The following is a 17,697-nucleotide window of genomic DNA, read 5'->3' as shown; positions in this document are numbered from 1 at the left end:
GTCGTTTATCAGTCAAATCAGGAGGATTTAAATGTTTGTCGATCAAACCAAGATTTATGTAAAAGGCGGAGACGGCGGTAATGGAATGGTCGCTTTTCGTCGTGAAAAATATGTTCCAATGGGCGGACCTGCTGGCGGAGACGGTGGTAAGGGTGCCGATGTTGTTTTTGAAGTAAATGAGGGCTTGCGTACATTAATGGATTTCCGTTACCAGCGCCATTGGAAAGCTCCCCGTGGTGAGCATGGCATGTCCAAAAATCAGCACGGGAAAAACGCAAAAGACATGATTGTTAAGGTACCACCAGGCACTGTGGTTATGGATGCAGAAACCAAAGAAGTTATTGCCGATCTTGTTGAGAATGGTCAACGTGCAGTCATTGCCAAGGGCGGACGTGGAGGAAGAGGAAATTCCCGTTTTGCGACACCTTCAAATCCGGCGCCAGAGCTGGCTGAAAATGGTGAACCAGGACAAGAACGTGATGTTATTCTTGAGTTAAAGCTGCTTGCTGACGTTGGATTAGTCGGTTTCCCAAGTGTAGGAAAATCAACATTATTATCGGTCGTTTCTTCAGCAAAACCTAAAATTGCTGAATACCATTTTACAACGATCGTACCAAACCTTGGGATGGTGGAAACGGAGGATAACAGAAGCTTCGTTATGGCAGACCTTCCAGGATTGATTGAAGGTGCAAGTGAAGGTGTCGGACTAGGACATCAATTCTTACGTCATATTGAACGAACACGCGTTATCGTTCATGTAATTGATATGGCTGCGATGGAAGGACGCGATCCTTATGAGGATTATCTAACCATCAATAAAGAGCTAGAAGAGTATAACCTTCGCTTAACAGAGCGTCCACAAATTATTGTTGCGAATAAAATGGACATGCCGGAAGCAGAAGAAAATCTACAAAGGTTTAAAGACCGTCTTCAGGAAGATTTCCCTATTTTCCCGATTTCTGCCATTTCTAGAAAAGGTCTGCGAGAGCTTTTATTTGCGATTGCAGATAAAATTGAGGAAACTCCAGAATTTCCACTTGAGCATGAAGAAGAAGAAACAGGTATTAACCGCGTTCTTTATAAACATGAGGCAGATCCTGAGGCATTCTATATTACAAGAGAACCAGATGGCTCATTTGTTATTCAGGGAGAAAAGGTTGAAAAATTATTTAAGATGACCAACTTCCAGACAGAAGAATCGGTTCGTCGTTTTTCCAGACAGCTTCGTGGTTTAGGGGTGGACGAGGCCTTACGACAAAAAGGTGCAAAAGACGGGGATACGGTTAAATTATTAGACTTCGAATTTGAATTTGTTGAATAGATACAAACATGTCTTTGAGAAATTCTAGCTAGAGCGCCCCGATTTCAATATACGGGCGCTTGCGCTTTTCAAATCGGGTGGGTAGAGAGATGAAGAATGAAAAATTTGACAAAAAATTTTACTTGATAAGAGAAGACGTCTTGCCTGAAGCGATGAAGAAAACACTCGATGTAAAGGAAATGCTCGAAAGGGGTAAGGCTGAGTCTATTTGGGATGCAGTCCAGCAAGTAGACTTAAGCAGAAGTGCCTATTATAAGTATAGGGACACAGTATTTCCATTCTCCACGATTGTAAAGGAACGATTAGTCACGCTCTTTTTTCATCTGGAAGATCGTTCAGGCACTTTGTCTAAGCTTCTTAGTGTAGTTGCTTCTTCCGGGTGCAATGTATTGACCATTCATCAAACGATCCCATTGCAAGGAAGAGCAAACGTTACACTTTCGTTGAATACCACCGAGATTTCTACAGATATAGATGAACTGCTTTCAGAACTGCGTAAGCTTGAATTCGTAGAAAAAGTTGAAGTACTTGGAACAGGAGCATAATTGGATTTTTTACAGCAGAGAGAGATTTTTGTTAGGGAGTGTATGAAATCATGAGAGTTGGTTTTTTAGGACCAAAAGCAACATTCACCGAATTAGCGGTGAAAAAGGTTTTTCCTGGATTTGAGCTTGAACCATTTCGGACCATTCCCGAATCCATGGATGCTGCCGTAAGTGAAAAGGTAGAAATAGCGGTCGTTCCAATTGAAAATACCCTTGAAGGTACCGTTAATATTACAATTGATTACTTAACGCATGTGGTACAATTACCGATTGTCGGGGAAATTACCATCCCAATCAAGCAGCATTTAATGGTCCACCCGGATAATTGTGGAAATTGGCAGAATGTTACTAAGGTGTATAGTCACTCGCATGCAATTGCCCAATGCCATAAGTTTCTGCACACTCAGTTAAACGGGATTCCTTATGAGAGTGTCAGTTCTACGGCTGCAGCAGCCAAAATGGTAATGGACCAGCCTGAATTACGTGTTGCCGCGATTGCGAATGAATTGGCGGCAGAAGAATACGGTTTGTCGATTGTACAAAGGGATATTCATGATTTCGATCACAATCATACACGTTTCTTCGTTCTTTCAAATAAGGAACTTGATTTTGAAGAGCTAAGCGGATCATCGCATTATAAGACGACCTTGATGGTCACGCTGCCAACAGATAAGGCCGGGACATTGCATATGGTACTCTCTGCCTTTGCCTGGCGAAAAATAAACCTGTCCAAAATCGAATCAAGACCGATGAAAACAGGAATTGGAAATTATTTCTTTATTATTGATTTGGAAATGAAGCTTGATGAAGTGTTAATTCCAGGCGCAATGGCCGAGCTCGAAGCACTAGGATGCGGAGTTACATTGTTAGGAAGCTACCCATCTAAAATGATTAAATAACATGGAAAGTACCAGCACTTACTGAGCTCGGTACTTTTTTTGTACTGTACGGATACTGGAGCCGTTATTGTTCCCGTAAATCGTGAGTGGATAAAATAAGGGAACAATACTCTGGTTATTGTTCCCGTAAATCGTGTGTCGATAAAATAAGGGAACAATACTCTGGTTATTGTTCCCGTAAATCGTGAGTTGATAAGATAAGGGAACAATACTCTGGTTATTGTTCCCGTAAATCCTGAGTGGATAAAATAAGGGAACCATACTCTGGTTATTGTTCCCGTAAATCGTGAGTGGATGAAATAAGGGAACCATACTCTGGTTATTGTTCCCGTAAATCGTGAGTGGATGAAATAAGGGAACAATACTCTAGTTATTGTTCCCGTAAATCCTGAGTGGATAAAATAAGGGAACAATACTCAAGTTATTGTTCCCATAAGTCATAAGTTGATGAAATAAGGGAACAATTCCCCGGGTATTTTTCCCATAATTGCGAAGTCGATGAAATAACGACATTATCCATTCCATAATTTTTTGTAAAAGAAACTTTACATTCGAGGGAGAATCATTTATGCCTCAATCAAAAATCCAGCTTCCTTCAAAGCCCCTTCCGCTTTGTCTAGAGTTTCCATTGATGACGCAGCAATCGTGTGAAGATGAATGCCGCCAGTTAATACCGATAATAACGATGCCTTTGTATTTTGGATGTTATCCATGAACTGTTTCACCTCTTGACGATTGGAAACCATAATTGAGGCAGTTAAATCCCCATAAACGGCATGCTCTATTTTAACATCTTTTACTAGAACACCGTGGTCCACCATTAAATTGAGTTCCTTTACCGTATCATCTGGTGAGTGTTTGCAGGCGATAATGCGTTCGAATGTGGGCACGCCTGTGTTTTGCTTAAAATATAAATAACCTTGACTTGTTGCAATGATTGGCTCCTCTTTTGCTTTAAGGAGTGTAATATCCCCGACAATCACCTGCCTGCTTACGTTTGTTCGTGCTGCTAACTCGCTTCCTGTAAGCGGTACAGGACTGTCTTTTAGAAGCTGCAGGATAAGGGCTCTCCGCTCATCGCCAAGAATTTTTTTTTGTTCAGCCATACTTACCTCCTCGTAGTTCTACCCTATTTTACCATAGTTCTATAGTTTAAATTTTTTTACGATATCTACAATAGTTTCCCCAAGCTTTACTACATCTTCCCTCTTGGTTGTCTTTCCAAACGAAATACGGATAAATTCTTTTGCCTCGTGGGAGCTTAACCCTAATGCCTGCGTCACTTTTGCCGGAGACTGCATGCCAATTTGACAGGCGCTTCCAGTTGAAATCGCGAATCCATAGCGATTACATTCAAGCATCATCCATTGACCCTCGATACCAGAAATCCTTAAGCCAACAATAGATGGCAGCTGGGAGCCTGTTTCAGCTTGATGAACATGCACATACTCCTTAATAGGGTTAAGCGAATCCACCAAAATCGCACGCAGCTCTAAAAATCGTTCTTGGCTTTGTACAAGTTGGTCATTTAATTTTTGAGCAGCTGCAGTCATAGAAGCAATAGCAGGGACATTCACCGTTCCAGGTCTAAATCCTCTTTCATGCGAACCACCTGGAAAGAAGGCTTTCCAAGCAATTGCTGGATTTATATAAACGCCGCCAATCCCTTTAGGGCCATAAATTTTATGACCAGAAAAAGAGAAGCTGCTTACGAGTGGTGCAATCTTTTTTAAGTCGATTTTTCCAAATGATTGAACAAAATCACTGTGAAAATGGATATCATGCTCCTTGCATATACGAGATATGTCTTCAACTGGCTGAATGGTTCCCATTTCAGAATTAACATGCTGTACAGTGACTAAAACTGTTTCAGGCGTAATAGATCGTTCCAATACCTCCAAGTCAATGAGACCAGAAGCATTGAGCGGTAAATAAGTAATGCTGTATCCGTCTAACCGGTTGAGGACACCGTGGATGGAGGAATGCTCGGCCATCCCAGCTATGATGTGCCTCCCAGCTTTTTTGGGAGCAGACAACAGTGCCTCAATGGCTAAAAAATTTCCCTCGGAACCACCGCTTGTAAAATACAGACCTTTTTTATTTACACCCAATAGAATTGCCAGCTCTTCCCGGCAATTCTCTAATAAGTCCTGTGACTGCCCGCCGATATCATGAAGCGAGCTTGAATTCCCAAAAAACTCAGTTGAAGCCTGAACGAAAACCTCTGCTGCTTCTGCATCTAACGGGGTAGTGGCTGCGAAATCAAAATATATCATTAGCAATCTCCAATTCTCATATTCTTGTCTAGCTCCAGCGCCCTAACGGCTAGTGTCCTTCGCTCTCCGCCCTACGATAAGTCAACATCGAATCGCCAACAGCTCTTCGTGTTTCCTTTATCTCAGTTGGAGAGCTCCAGGCCATACGCCGCTGACCAGGGCGCTTCCGCTTTTCGTAAAAAAATCTTGTATTTAGTTTAATTCTATGTAAATATAGATGTCAAGACACCTGTTAATCCAGGAGGACTCAAGATGACAATTAATGATGATGTGTTAATTTTAGGAAGTGGGATCGCTGCACTGCAGTTAGCCTCGCTTTTAAATAAGGATTTAAATGTGAGGATACTCACAAAGGCAAAAATTAGAACAGCCAATTCTTATCTGGCTCAAGGCGGTATTGCCGCGGCTATCGGCGAGCATGATCACCCAAATAAACATATTGCTGATACATTTGAAGCAGGAAGATATCACAATAATCAAGAGGCTGTGGAACAAATCATTCATGCTGCACCTAGATTGATTAAGTTCATCTCTGAACAAGGATCTGTTTTTGATAAAAATCAAGATGGTGAATTGCTGCTTGGAATGGAAGGGGCACATAGCGAAAAGCGCATTGTTCATGGAGGCGGAGACGCGACGGGAAAAAATGTTGTCGAGTACCTTATTGGCACGCTGAAGGAAAATGTCACCGTTGAGGAAGAAGTTTTTGCATATGAATTATTACTGAATTCGGAGAAGCGCTGCATTGGCGTAAAAGCTAAAATGCCTGATGGTACACAAAAGAACTACTATAGCAGGAATACAATCCTAGCGACAGGCGGCTGCGGTCAATTGTTCACCTATACGTCAAATGCTGAGACCGTCAGCGGTGATGGGATTGCAATGGCCTATTTAGCAGGTGCAGAGGTCGTCGATATGGAGTTTATCCAGTTCCACCCTACACTTTTATACCTAAACGGTGAAACAAAAGGGCTCATTTCTGAAGCGGTGCGCGGCGAAGGTGCCGTGCTTGTTACTGAAGATGGAACTCCGATAATGGAAGGCGTCCACCCACTCAAAGATCTGGGCCCAAGACATGTTGTATCGCAAAAAATCTATGAATATCTTAAAAACGGATACAAAGTATATTTAGATATAAGTAAAATAGAAAACTTTAAGCAAAGATTCCCGTCCATCACAGCTATTTGTGAAGATAACGGTCTTCAGTTATCAGATGGGAGAATTCCAGTTGCCCCCGGCAGTCATTTTTTAATGGGGGGAATTAAAACAGATTTATTTGGCAGGACTTCAATAAAGGGGCTGTTTGCCATTGGTGAAGCTGCCTGCACTGGATTGCATGGTGCTAACCGTCTTGCAAGTAACTCTTTATTAGAAGGGCTCTATATGGGAGAAAAATTATCTAATTGGCTGAATCAGACCCAGCAGGTTGAGTTCCTGGGTACAGCGTTCTCTCGTCCATATACTCCGCAAGAAAAGGTAATCCTGCCAGACTTACAAGAAATTAAAGATACGATGATGGAGCGGGTTGGTATTATACGAAATGAGGCTAATCTTAGAAACCAGAAAGTATGGTTAGATAGCTTTAACGTATGCCAAATAAATAATCTTGAACTTTATTCTATTGAAGAAATGACGAAGATTTTTATGCTGATTAACGCAAACTTAATTACCGAAGCTGCGTTAAAACGGACAGAAAGCCGTGGCGGTCATTTTAGAAGTGACTATCCTGTTGAAGACGAACATTATTGGTTAAACAAAACGATCAATCATAAAAATAGCCGGGGAATGGAGAGTAACCATGAATACATTGAAACTGCGCTCGCTACTTGAGCAATTTTTTATTGAGGATATTGGAGAGCAGGATATTACCACCGATTTAATTTTTGCAGATGATACAAATGGGGAAATCGTCTTTCTCTCAAAGGATAACGGAATTTTCTGTGGAGAAGAGATTATTAAAACGGGTTTTAAACTTTTGAATAATGAGATTCAAACGGAACTGTTTGTGAACGATGGTCAAAACATTGAATATGGCCAGAAGCTTGCAACAGCCTCTGGAAAAATAGCGGATTTACTAAAAGGAGAAAGGGTTGTCCTTAACCTGGTCCAAAGAATGAGCGGGATAGCGACCCTTACACGTAAAGCTGTTGCCACATTGGACAGTGGCCATACCAAAATCTGTGATACGCGAAAAACGACACCCGGCTTAAGAATGCTTGAAAAATATGCCGTTACTGCTGGGGGAGCCTTTAATCATCGTTTCGGTTTATACGACGGGATCATGATTAAGGATAATCATATTTCGTTTGCAGGTTCGATTACAAATGCAGTTGAAAGTGTTCGAAAAAAAGCCGGTCATATGGTGAAGGTAGAGGTAGAAGTTGAAACAGAGGAACAAGTGAGAGAAGCCGTAAATGCTGGAGCAGATGTAATTATGTTTGATAATCGTACACCAGAAGAGATTAAAGAACTAATTAAATTAGTTCCTTCAGGATTTATAACCGAAGCTTCAGGCGGTATACAATTAAGCAATTTAGCTAGTTATCGCGATACAGGTGTGGATTATATTTCACTAGGTTTCTTAACACATTCATACAAAGCACTCGATATAAGTGTAAAAGTTCTAATTAGGGAAGGGGAGGAACAAAGATGAGCATTTTAGCGGCCATGCAAAAGAACAAGATGATTCCTGAAAAATATAAACAAATGTCAAAGGAAGAGTTAGAGGCTAGAGTAATAGAAGTGAAAAACAAATTGGGCTCTAAACTTTTTATTCCCGGTCATCATTATCAAAAAGATGAAGTGATTCAGTTCGCCGACGCAACCGGTGATTCCTTAAAACTGGCACAATTATCTGCTGAAAACACTGAAGCAGAATATATTGTTTTCTGTGGTGTTCATTTTATGGCAGAAACGGCTGATATTCTAACAAATGATAATCAAAAGGTTATTCTCCCAGACATGCGTGCAGGCTGTTCAATGGCCGACATGGCAGACCTCGACCAAACCGAAATGGCCTGGGAAATCCTTCAGGGAATCTTTGGTGACACTATTCTTCCATTAACATATGTGAATTCTACTGCAGCAATTAAATCTTTTGTTGGGGCTCATGGAGGTGCATGTGTTACCTCTTCAAATGCAGAAACTATGGTTAAATGGGCATTCACGCAAAAAGAAAGAATCTTATTTTTACCTGATCAGCATTTAGGTCGAAATACCGCTTATGACTTGGGGATAGGTTTAGATGAAATGGCCGTTTGGAATCCGATTACGAATAAGCTCGAATACGAAGGCGATACTTCAAAAATAAAGGTTATCCTTTGGAAGGGTCACTGCTCTGTACATGAGAACTTTACGGTTCAGAATATCCATGAAACTAGGAACCAATATCCTAACATGACAATCATTGTTCACCCTGAGTGCCGACGTGAAGTTGTGGGGTTATCTGATATGGCTGGTTCAACGAGTTATATCATTAATGCGATTGAAAAAGCGGAGCCCGGCTCTGAGTGGGCGATCGGAACAGAAATGAATCTAGTTAATCGCCTCATTCAGAATCACCCTGATAAAAAAATTATTTCTTTAAACCCTGCAATGTGTCCTTGTTTAACAATGAACCGTATTGACCTGCCCCATTTAGTATGGAGTTTGAATACACTAGAAGAAACAAATAATACGATTAAAGTGTCAGCTGATATTGCTGAAAATGCAAAATTAGCCCTTGAACGTATGTTAAAAAATGCGTAATGATAAGGATAGATGCAATTTCACAAATTGCATCTATTTTTATTTTAGGAATGGTTGATTCATATTTTTGGGAAAAATAGCATAAGTTTTTCTGAAGAATGTTAGCACTTTGCCTATCATCACATAGAATATATGGACTTATGCATAGGAGGGAAATCAGAGTGAAGATCCATATCGTACAGAAAGGGGATACTCTTTGGAAAATCGCCAAGAAGTACGGCGTGAATTTTGAAGAGCTGAAAAAGATGAATTCACAGCTCAGCAACCCTGATATGATTATGCCCGGTATGAAAATAAAAGTCCCAACCACAGGTGGAAATATAAAAAAAGAAGCGCCGATGGGAACAAAGCCGGGAGCCACAATCAACTTAGGCGCCAAGAAAGAAATGCCGATTGCTGGGCAACCGTTTACCAAAGAGAAGCCAAAAGAAATGCCGATTAAACCAGCTCCAAAAAAGGAGGTCCCAATAAAAGAAGTGCCTATCAAGGAAGCCCCAATAAAAGAAGCGCCTATTAAGGAAGCGCCAATTAAAGAGGCTCCTATTAAAGAAATGCCAATAAAAGAAGTACCAATCAAAACTGCACCAGTTAAAGAACAACCTGTAAAAGAAATGCCGATTAAAGAAATGCCAATAAAAGAAGTACCAATCAAAACTGTACCAATTAAAGAACAACCTGTAAAAGAAATGCCGATTAAAGAAGCGCCAATAAAAGAAGCACCAATAAAAGAAGTACCTAAAACACCATTTACTCCAAAAATGCCCCTGCAAATCATCCCAGAAATCGATATTAACAATTATTATTTAAACAACATGACTAATATGGAGGTTAAACAGCCTCAGCTGCCGCCAAAACCAGCAAACATACTTCCTGAAATTAAAGAACCCGTTAAAGAACCGATAAAAGAAAACCCAGTCATGCCGGTACAAGAAGCTCCAATGGGGAACCAGCTTCCTGTACAGCAGCAAATGCCACAGGATTATTGTGTACCTATATCACCAATAATGCCTGGATCAGGATTTTGCCCGCCGCCGCCGGTATGGTGTCCGCCGCCTCCATGTCCACCTATGTCGTTTATGCCATATCCTCAAGTTCAAGGAGTGGCAATGCCACAGGTGCCAAATATGTTTCCAAGTCAACCTGGACAAATGCCAGGCGTAGCAGGTGCGGGATATATGCCACATGGATTTGATGATGAATCTTCATCCTTTATGCCGCAATTACCAACGACAACCCCAATGCATGGAGGTTATGGTCAAATGCCTGGAGGAATGGGTCAAATGCCAATGGGCAGCCAGATGCCAGGAATGGGTCAAATGCCGATGGGCGGCCAGATGCCAGGAATGGATCAAATGCCAATGGGCGGCCAAATGCCAGGAATGGGTCAAATGTCGATGGGCGGCAAGATGCCAGGAATGGATCAAATGCCAATGGGCGGCCAGATGCCAGGAATGGATCAAATGCCAATGGGCGGCCAGATGCCAGGAATGGATCAAATGCCAATGGGCGGCCAGATGCCAGGAATGAGTCAAATGCCAATGGGTAGCCAGATGCCGGCAGGGTTTGGCCAAATGCCCGCAGAGGATCAAATGTCTTATTTCGAAGAAAGTTCCGAAGTGCCAGTAGGCTCGCCAGCAGCCACATATCAAGGATCGTTTGATCAAAGTAAGCCAGGAATGGGAGGTCAAATGGGAGCAGGCTTTGGTGGACCAGGAATGGGAGGTCAAATGGGAGCAGGCTTCGGTGGACCAGGAATGGGAGGCCAAATGGGAGCAGGCTTCGGTGGACCAGAAATGGGAGGCCAAATGGGAGCAGGCTTCGGTGGACCAGGAATGGGAGGTCAAATGGGAGCAGGCTTCGGTGGACCAGGAATGGGAGGTCAAACGGGAGCAGGCTTCGGTGGACCAGGAATGGGAGGCCAAATGGGAGCAGGCTTCGGTGGACCAGAAATGGGAGGCCAAATGGGAGCAGGCTTCGGTGGACCAGGAATGGGAGGTCAAACGGGAGCAGGCTTCGGTGGACCAGGAATGGGAGGCCAAATGGGAGCAGGCTTCGGCGGACCAGGAATGGGAGGCCAAATGGGAGCAGGCTTCGGTGGACCAGGAATGGGAGGCCAAATGGGAGCAGGCTTCGGCGGACCAGGAATGGGAGGCCAAATGGGAGCAGGCTTCGGCGGACCAGGAATGGGAGGCCAAATGGGAGCAGGCTTCGGCCAGCCGGGAATGGGTGGCCAAATGGCAGGATTTGGTCAGCCAGGAATGGGAGGCCAAATGGCAGGATTTGGTCAGCCAGGAATGGGCGCACCATATGGACAAATGCCTTTTGGTTACCCACAAATGGGTCCCGCACCACAGGTAATGGGAGCTCAAGACTTTGAGTCACCTGATATGGGAATGTCTTATGGAGGCGGTCAAATGCCATCAATGCCGCAGCAATTTCCTGTTCAGGGAGGCTTGCCAGCAGGAGCAGGTGGTGACTGTGGCTGTGGCGGACCAAAACCACAGGCAATGCCGCAGCAGCCTTTTATTCCGCCCACACCTCCGATATATAGCGCACCATATACAGGACCAACAAACGTAGCACAGCCGCCATTTATGAACCCTTATGGAATGGGTCCCATGGATGGAATGATGCGGTACGATGAAGATGAAAGCAATGAGTATGACTTTTAATCAAAAAGGAGACGATGATTATTTCATTCGTCTCCTCTCTTATTTGCGTTCCCAATTTAGAGAAACTATTGTGGAAATGGTGCCCTATCGGAAAAGTGTAATTTTGATAAGAACAGAAAAAGGTTCGTATATGCTTAAAGGGTTTCATACTAATAAACGGCTTCGTCTTCAGGAAGCATTTACTTCAACCCTAAGAAAAGAAGGCTTTTTAAAAACCTATCTTTTTGTACATCCCGAAATAAAAGAACCACTCTTTTTTGAGGGGACCTATTTTGGATGTATGGAGTACATTACCCCAAATAAAATCCCTTTTTCATTTCAATCCCAGAAAAATCGGCAGGAGGGACTTGAACTTCTAGAGCAGTTTCATCAAGTAACGTCATCCTTTGAGTCACGTTATCGAACGCTGATTCCAAAAGGGGCTATTATTGAAAAATGGAGAGACAGAGGTAAAACGTTCACATCAAACATCTCTACTTTGAAATATTTTATTAGTGATAAAATATTGGAAGAAATGATCGGTTGGGCTAAATGGTCCCTAAGTGGGATGGATAATAATCGATCTCTGTACCTAAATGAACCATTTTGTATTCTTCACGGAGATGTTGCACATCATAACTTCTTGCGTGATGCCAATGGTGTATTGAATCTAATTGATTTTGATTTAATTAGTATTGGTCCAGCGTGCTTAGATTATTTGCAATATGCCAATCGAATTCTTCCCAGTCTCGATTGGTCTTTTGAACGGCTCGCTCGATATTCACAATATGAAGAACTTTTGAAAAAGAAGGCGTTTGTATACGCATTAGCATACCCTGCAGATATATTTCGGGAATGGAACAGGCTTATTCGTGAAGGTTCGTATAGAGATCATCAAAAATATAAACAAATCATGGAATTAACCATTGGCCAGTTTTATTCACGGAAAAAATTTATTGAAGGATTAAAAGTGATAACAAACTAATTTACATGGTCTATTCTGGCAGAATAAATCCCCTCAGGAGCTCACAACCTAACCATGAGCATATTTATTTATGCTCATGCATCCTAGAGGGGGTTTTTCATTTGAACTTGAAACAGTGGATAATTCCTCTGTCCGCCTTACTAGCTGTTGGGCTGTCAGGTTGCGGAAATGATAACCGTGCTGCTATGGACAAAGATAACAAAGGCATGGGACAGCCGGTGGGTTACTATTCCGATGAAAATCATAAAAATGGCACCAATGGTATGCCAGGGGACAATGATGGTCCATTCACAGAATTAATGGATCACACTCTTGGTGTAGAAAACCAAGCAAATAATGAAGAACGAAGGAAGCGGTTTAGCAACAGAGATGAAAATGGAAATCCACCGAACCCAACAAAACCGCTCGCAAACCATGACCATAACTTTTTCCAAAGAGATAATCAGTTTAGTACGAGTGACGCAAATTATCATGGTCATTTAAATCAAAGACTTGGGACCACAGGTACGACAACAAAACCTGAATCTCAGGATCGTATAACCGAAAGAATTAAAAGCAGAGTATCAGACGTTGAAAATGTCCGAGAAGTCCGTTCCGTTCTATATGGAAACTACGTTATGGTTTCCGTTAAGCTAGAAAACAATAAGCATACGGAAGAAACAAAAAGAGCTATCCGAGACGCTGTCCAGCCATTATCCGGTGGGAAATCTGTTCAGGTCATAATTGATGATGGGGCGCTAGGACGTGAAGGTAACAGAAACAATGATTCGCAGCCATTAGAACCAAATAGTCGTAAACCTCAAAAATAAAAATGTAAGAGACAAAGCTGAAAACGGGCTTTGTCTTTTTCATTTCTACCATAAAGGATAAAAAGGGAAATAAAGGCTAAACTAGTACTGAAGCAAAGTAGATCTCTAATAATAAGAGGTGATTATGCATGAGGTTCAATTGGGTAGCTCAGTATCGGCTTTGGTTAGCCTTGGTTACAGTTGTTCTCTTCATGTCTATCGGAACAGTGCCAGGGATAGTAATAACTGGTTTCGCCGAACAAATGGAAAACCATCAGGATCAGCAAAAGTCGGAACCTCAGCACCTGACCATTATTTTGGAAAGAATCTATCTAGATGGAGAAATAAGTGAGGAAGTTGTTCTTGATTCTTACTGGTCTATTGAAAACTTTTGGGCCAAGTATGATCAATGGCAGTTAGTAGATATTGATGAATCTACCATGGTTTTTAGAAAACAGGTGGATGATATATCTCCATTACTAAAAGCGAATGGCTATTTTGGAATAACTGACGACGGCGTATTGACTATCTATAATGGCCGTCCTGATCCATCCCGAATCATTCAATCTTTTTTTCAGATTGATGTAAAAAAACTCGAAAGTAAAAAGCAAGAAGAACTGATTCAAGGTATCCCTATTAAAACAAGAGACCGTTATGTAGAAGTACTAGAAACCTTTAAACCTTATTCGATGCAAGAATAATTCTCATAAAAGGTAAAAATTAGTTTGGAATATGATATATGAGAACCAATATCGTTAACCCGAAAGAATTTTGGGCTTCATGGAAGCTTCATGAAGCCCATTTATTCGTATCCAAAAGATCTCGGGCATCATAAACGCTTCATGAAGCCCATTTTTCCGTTTTCAATAAGATTTCGGGCATCATAAACGCTTCATGAAGCCCATTTTTCCGTTTTCAATAAGATTTTAGGCTTCATAAACACTTCATGAAGCCCATAGTTCCGTTTCCAATAAAATTTCGGACCTCATAAACTTCATGAGGTCCTTTTTGGCGTATAATTCTTGTATTTCAACGTCATTCTATTTTTCTCATCCTAAAGTTGTAGATAAAGTTCAAGCTTTTTTCGGAGGGAAGTATTTCCAAAATCCTTTAAGCTAAAGACATCAAGTGAAACCCTTAAAGGAGCGATTAAGATGAAAAAAGTAGTTATGATTACAGGTGCCTCTAAAGGCTTAGGAAGAGCATTAACATTAGCATTTGCAAAAGAAGGGGCTCTGTTAGCGATTTGTTCGAGAACATCGAAAGGGTTATTAAAAGTTAAAGAAGAAGCAGAAGCGTTAGGTGCTGAAGTGCTTGCTGTAACGGCAGATATTTCACTAACCAGAGATGTAGAAAGGTTTGTTGCCATGACAGAGGATGCTTTTGGTCAAATAGATATTCTCATAAACAATGCTTCGATTCTCGGACCAAGTCCAATGCCGCTATTGCTCGATTATCCGGAAGAAGACTTTGCTGAAGTATTACGAGTAAATTCAATCTCACCATTCCTTGTAACAAGAAGAGTGATTCCTGGAATGCTGCAGCGAAACCAAGGCTCTATTATTAATGTTACTTCAGAAGCAGGGAATGTGGGCTATGCAGGCTGGGGAGCATACGGTATTTCTAAATTTGCTGTTGAAGGTCTCACCGAAACCTGGGCAGATGAATTAAGTTCAACAAATATACGTGTAAATATGGTTGATCCAGGGGAAATGGATACAGAAATGCACCAATTAGCTGTTCCTGACTGTGATTATCCATTAGCAAAACCAGAGGATGTTGTTAACGTATTCTTATATCTAGCGTCAGAAAAGTCGGCCGGAATAACAGGTCAGCGATTTGAAGCTCAAGAGTTTACAGGGGAGGGATTATGATGGGAGCAACTGCATTTGATTTCTATTTACCTTCCGAGTTAAATGCTTCTCATCCACCTGAACGGAGGGGGATTAGACGAGATCATGTTAAGATGATGGTTTTAGACAAGAAAACTGGGGCTGTCAGCCATGACAAATTCTTTCGCCTTGCTGATTATTTAAAGCCTGGAGACTTGGTGGTCATGAACAACAGCCGAACGGTACCCGCCATTTTAAACGCTGATTTATATAGACACACAAAACCTATCGAACAAGAAGTTGAAATCAGACTGGCCAGACGACACAATGAAGAGACTTGGGACGTCTTAATCGTGACTGATGACATTAGACTGGGGGATATCCTGCAATTTTCATCCGACCTATCTGCAGTCATAATTGCTATGAACGAGAACTCGCCTCTTAAAACAATTCTTTTCTCTAAGAAAGGAACAGACCTTTTTAATAGTATTTATTCTCTCGGAGAGCCGGTTCGCTATGAATATATTCATAACAAATGGGGGCTGGATTATTACCAAACCGTATTTGCGAGCCATCCAGGCTCCGTTGAAATGCCATCCGCTGGCCGAGCTTTCAGCTGGGAACTGTTATTTAACCTTCAGAAAAAGGGGATTGAGCTCGATTTTATTCAGCTTCATACGGGGCTTAGCTATTTGTTGGATGACGAGTTAGAGACATCGCCAACTGATAATTACGAAGAATATCGTCTTTCAGAAAAAACTATTGAAAAAATTAATAAAACCAAGGTGTCAGGCGGCAGGATAATCGCAGTTGGAACTACGGTTGTAAGAGCACTAGAAAGTGCAGGGATTACTGGCAATTTGAATGGGATAACCAATCTTTATATTAATCAAAATTTTAAGTTGAAAATGGTCGATGGCATTATTACAGGTCTCCACGAACCAAAGGCCAGTCATTTGGATATGCTTACGGCGTTTATCCCTCAAAATTTGTTATGGAATGCCTATGAAGAGGCCATTAATCAGCGTTACTTGTGGCACGAGTTTGGAGATATGAATCTAATCTTATAAAGGAGTTTTACCATGCGCTTTCACCATTTTGCGATTGAAGTAAGTGACTTGGAGACATCAATTGCATTTTATCAAAAGTATCTTGGGCTTCATGAAGAAGGAAGACTTCAATTTAACGAAGAAAATATTGTCTTTTTAAAAAATAATAATTTCAGGCTTGAACTCATTTCAGGAGGGCATCAGCAAGTTTCCCAAGGTGTTCATATCTGTTTTGAGGTTGACACAAACCAACAGGTTATCAGTAGTTTCAATGAAAATGGGATATCGGCAATAGAGGGACCCTGTAAGCTGAAAAATGGCTGGAATATCGTCTTTTATCAAGGTCCTGACAATGAGGTAATCGAATTCTTACAGACTGCAAAAGCTGACGATTAAGTAGTCAGCTTTTTGGGGCTGTTTCATACTTGCCAGCTAGATTGTGATACGACTATGATTTAATCAATAGATGCAAAATTGGGAGAGGATAGGATGTCCAGAAATGAAGAAATCGGTATCTTGAAAGAAATCGCCGAACTCTTGAATGAAGGAACAGATTCAAAGACCGTTTTAGCTGGGGTATTAACAAAACTATTACATCTGACGGGGCTGCAAACGGGCTGGATTTTTTTAATAGATGAAAAGGGAGCACATCAACTGGCTGCCAAAGTTGCGTTACCTGAACCATTATCACAAAATCATAACCAAAGAATGTGTCAGGGAGATTGCTGGTGTGTCAGCCGATATAATAGCGGTAAATTGAACAAGGCTGTAAACATTATCGAATGTCAGCGAATTGAAAATGTTATCCTCGATAACGCAGGAGATACTGGTGGTTTGACCCATCATGCTACCGTCCCTCTGAGGGCTGGAAATGAGCGGTTTGGCTTATTAAATGTCGGATCGCCTAACAAGACTCATTTTCAAAAAGATGAACTTGCCCTCCTTGAAGCTGTTGCTTTTCAAATTGGAACGGCATTAAAAAGAATAAAATTAACTCAAAGAGAACAAGAGACGGCACTGATATCAGAGCGGAATCGTCTTGCCAGAGACTTGCATGATTCTGTAAATCAATTACTTTTCTCGCTAAGCCTGACTGCAAGAGCGGGCAGGGAAATGACAGACAATGAAGAGGTTAAGCAAACCTTCTCCTATATCCAGGATCTCGCTCAGGATGCACTCGGGGAAATGAGGGCGCTGATTTGGCAGCTAAAACCAAAGGGGCTTGAAAATGGGATTCTTAGTGCATTAAGCAGCTATGCGGAAATGCTTGGACTGACGATTGAGGCAAAATTAACTGGAATTTCTAGTTTTCCTGAAAAGGTCGAGGAAGAACTATGGAGAATTGGACAGGAAGCACTTGGGAATTGTAAAAAACATTCTCAAACCACCCAAGTGTCGTTAACGTTAAATAGGAGCAGTGATTCCGTAACCATGACCATCCAAGATAAGGGCTGCGGCTTCTATTTCGATGAAAAGCATGAACTGCCGTCGTTCGGATTAAAAAATATGAAAGCACGAACAGAGGCATTAAATGGGACGTTCCGTTTAAGAAGCGAACTAGGGAAAGGAACAGAGATTCAACTAGAAATTCCAATTTAGGGGGA

15 protein-coding genes and 2 pseudogenes are annotated in these 17,697 nt (G+C 41.7%); 14 read left to right on the top strand and 3 right to left on the bottom strand.

The window, feature by feature from the left end:
* The first annotated feature begins 31 nt into the window (after positions 1 to 31).
* The 3 genes from obgE (at position 32) to pheA (ending at position 2,765) form a co-directional block, all read left to right on the top strand.
* The gene (gene obgE / locus QNH29_RS23190) at positions 32 to 1,321 is read left to right on the top strand and encodes a GTPase ObgE (RefSeq protein ID WP_283861650.1); all 1,290 of its coding nucleotides are present in this window, start codon (positions 32 to 34) and stop codon (positions 1,319 to 1,321) included.
* An 89-nt stretch (positions 1,322 to 1,410) separates the two neighbouring features.
* Positions 1,411 to 1,866 (top strand): ACT domain-containing protein, encoded by a 456-nt coding sequence (locus tag QNH29_RS23185; RefSeq protein WP_034674960.1) that lies wholly within the window; start codon positions 1,411 to 1,413, stop codon positions 1,864 to 1,866.
* Positions 1,867 to 1,916: 50 nt separating this feature from the next.
* The gene (gene pheA, locus QNH29_RS23180; protein WP_283861649.1) at positions 1,917 to 2,765 is read left to right on the top strand and encodes a prephenate dehydratase; all 849 of its coding nucleotides are present in this window, start codon (positions 1,917 to 1,919) and stop codon (positions 2,763 to 2,765) included.
* Positions 2,766 to 3,331: 566 nt separating this feature from the next.
* Here the strand turns inward: pheA and QNH29_RS23175 are convergent.
* Both QNH29_RS23175 and QNH29_RS23170 read right to left on the bottom strand, forming a co-directional pair.
* Positions 3,332 to 3,871: a transcription repressor NadR gene (locus tag QNH29_RS23175; protein WP_283861648.1), complete on the bottom strand. Its 540-nt coding sequence runs from the start codon at positions 3,869 to 3,871 to the stop codon at positions 3,332 to 3,334.
* Between the two features lie 39 nt (positions 3,872 to 3,910).
* A complete protein-coding gene (locus QNH29_RS23170) occupies positions 3,911 to 5,041 on the bottom strand; it encodes an IscS subfamily cysteine desulfurase (protein ID WP_283861647.1) in 1,131 nt (376 codons plus the stop codon).
* A gap of 252 nt (positions 5,042 to 5,293) precedes the next feature.
* Between QNH29_RS23170 and nadB the strand changes: the two genes are divergently transcribed.
* From nadB to QNH29_RS30505, 4 genes and pseudogenes are all read left to right on the top strand, one after another.
* On the top strand, positions 5,294 to 6,871 hold the full coding sequence (gene nadB, locus QNH29_RS23165; protein WP_283861646.1) for an L-aspartate oxidase: 1,578 nt from the start codon (positions 5,294 to 5,296) through the stop codon (positions 6,869 to 6,871).
* The gene (gene nadC / locus QNH29_RS23160) at positions 6,840 to 7,694 is read left to right on the top strand and encodes a carboxylating nicotinate-nucleotide diphosphorylase (protein WP_283861645.1); all 855 of its coding nucleotides are present in this window, start codon (positions 6,840 to 6,842) and stop codon (positions 7,692 to 7,694) included. The genes nadB and nadC overlap by 32 nt, the downstream gene beginning before the upstream one ends.
* Positions 7,691 to 8,788: a quinolinate synthase NadA gene (gene nadA, locus QNH29_RS23155; protein ID WP_283861644.1), complete on the top strand. Its 1,098-nt coding sequence runs from the start codon at positions 7,691 to 7,693 to the stop codon at positions 8,786 to 8,788. Before nadC ends, nadA begins: the two co-directional genes overlap by 4 nt.
* A 98-nt stretch (positions 8,789 to 8,886) precedes the next feature.
* Positions 8,887 to 9,036 (top strand): annotated as a pseudogene (locus QNH29_RS30505) (LysM peptidoglycan-binding domain-containing protein); the annotation flags it as partial.
* A gap of 245 nt (positions 9,037 to 9,281) precedes the next feature.
* Here QNH29_RS30505 and QNH29_RS30500 read toward each other — a convergent pair.
* Positions 9,282 to 9,563: pseudogene (locus QNH29_RS30500) on the bottom strand (pentapeptide repeat-containing protein); the annotation flags it as partial.
* 1,865 nt (positions 9,564 to 11,428) lie between these two features.
* Between QNH29_RS30500 and QNH29_RS23145 the strand changes: the two are divergent.
* From QNH29_RS23145 to QNH29_RS23115, 7 genes are all read left to right on the top strand, one after another.
* Positions 11,429 to 12,424 carry a phosphotransferase gene (locus QNH29_RS23145; protein WP_283861642.1) on the top strand — a complete coding sequence of 332 codons (996 nt, stop codon included), beginning with the start codon at positions 11,429 to 11,431 and terminating at the stop codon, positions 12,422 to 12,424.
* Between the two features lie 101 nt (positions 12,425 to 12,525).
* Complete coding sequence (locus QNH29_RS23140) at positions 12,526 to 13,233, top strand: YhcN/YlaJ family sporulation lipoprotein (RefSeq protein WP_283861641.1); 708 nt, start codon at positions 12,526 to 12,528, stop codon at positions 13,231 to 13,233.
* A gap of 128 nt (positions 13,234 to 13,361) precedes the next feature.
* Positions 13,362 to 13,913, top strand: a complete 552-nt coding sequence (locus tag QNH29_RS23135) for an intercompartmental signaling factor BofC (protein WP_283861640.1) — start codon at positions 13,362 to 13,364, stop codon at positions 13,911 to 13,913.
* Between the two features lie 453 nt (positions 13,914 to 14,366).
* Complete coding sequence (locus tag QNH29_RS23130) at positions 14,367 to 15,086, top strand: SDR family NAD(P)-dependent oxidoreductase (RefSeq protein WP_283861639.1); 720 nt, start codon at positions 14,367 to 14,369, stop codon at positions 15,084 to 15,086.
* Positions 15,083 to 16,114, top strand: a complete 1,032-nt coding sequence (locus tag QNH29_RS23125) for an S-adenosylmethionine:tRNA ribosyltransferase-isomerase (RefSeq protein WP_283861638.1) — start codon at positions 15,083 to 15,085, stop codon at positions 16,112 to 16,114. Before QNH29_RS23130 ends, QNH29_RS23125 begins: the two co-directional genes overlap by 4 nt.
* A 12-nt stretch (positions 16,115 to 16,126) precedes the next feature.
* Positions 16,127 to 16,489, top strand: a complete 363-nt coding sequence (locus QNH29_RS23120; RefSeq protein ID WP_283861637.1) for a VOC family protein — start codon at positions 16,127 to 16,129, stop codon at positions 16,487 to 16,489.
* Between the two features lie 93 nt (positions 16,490 to 16,582).
* A complete protein-coding gene (locus QNH29_RS23115; protein ID WP_283861636.1) occupies positions 16,583 to 17,692 on the top strand; it encodes a GAF domain-containing sensor histidine kinase in 1,110 nt (369 codons plus the stop codon).
* Positions 17,693 to 17,697: the final 5 nt, after the last annotated feature.

The sequence above is a fragment of the Neobacillus sp. DY30 genome (assembly GCF_030123065.1).
Lineage (GTDB): Bacteria > Bacillota > Bacilli > Bacillales > Cytobacillaceae > Neobacillus.
The sequence above is the reverse complement of the archived record's forward strand: the minus strand, read 5'-3'. Positions and strand labels throughout refer to the sequence as shown.

What these genes read in the sequence shown, in the direction of transcription:
- obgE (WP_283861650.1), top strand. Translation starts at nt 32, where the DNA reads ATGTTTGTCGATCAAACCAAGATTTATGTAAAAGGCGGAGACGGCGGT.
- QNH29_RS23185 (WP_034674960.1), top strand. Translation starts at nt 1,411, where the DNA reads ATGAAGAATGAAAAATTTGACAAAAAATTTTACTTGATAAGAGAAGAC.
- pheA (WP_283861649.1), top strand. Translation starts at nt 1,917, where the DNA reads ATGAGAGTTGGTTTTTTAGGACCAAAAGCAACATTCACCGAATTAGCG.
- QNH29_RS23175 (WP_283861648.1), bottom strand. Translation starts at nt 3,871, where the DNA reads ATGGCTGAACAAAAAAAAATTCTTGGCGATGAGCGGAGAGCCCTTATC.
- QNH29_RS23170 (WP_283861647.1), bottom strand. Translation starts at nt 5,041, where the DNA reads ATGATATATTTTGATTTCGCAGCCACTACCCCGTTAGATGCAGAAGCA.
- nadB (WP_283861646.1), top strand. Translation starts at nt 5,294, where the DNA reads ATGACAATTAATGATGATGTGTTAATTTTAGGAAGTGGGATCGCTGCA.
- nadC (WP_283861645.1), top strand. Translation starts at nt 6,840, where the DNA reads ATGAATACATTGAAACTGCGCTCGCTACTTGAGCAATTTTTTATTGAG.
- nadA (WP_283861644.1), top strand. Translation starts at nt 7,691, where the DNA reads ATGAGCATTTTAGCGGCCATGCAAAAGAACAAGATGATTCCTGAAAAA.
- QNH29_RS23145 (WP_283861642.1), top strand. Translation starts at nt 11,429, where the DNA reads ATGAAGATGAAAGCAATGAGTATGACTTTTAATCAAAAAGGAGACGAT.
- QNH29_RS23135 (WP_283861640.1), top strand. Translation starts at nt 13,362, where the DNA reads ATGAGGTTCAATTGGGTAGCTCAGTATCGGCTTTGGTTAGCCTTGGTT.
- QNH29_RS23130 (WP_283861639.1), top strand. Translation starts at nt 14,367, where the DNA reads ATGAAAAAAGTAGTTATGATTACAGGTGCCTCTAAAGGCTTAGGAAGA.
- QNH29_RS23125 (WP_283861638.1), top strand. Translation starts at nt 15,083, where the DNA reads ATGATGGGAGCAACTGCATTTGATTTCTATTTACCTTCCGAGTTAAAT.
- QNH29_RS23120 (WP_283861637.1), top strand. Translation starts at nt 16,127, where the DNA reads ATGCGCTTTCACCATTTTGCGATTGAAGTAAGTGACTTGGAGACATCA.
- QNH29_RS23115 (WP_283861636.1), top strand. Translation starts at nt 16,583, where the DNA reads ATGTCCAGAAATGAAGAAATCGGTATCTTGAAAGAAATCGCCGAACTC.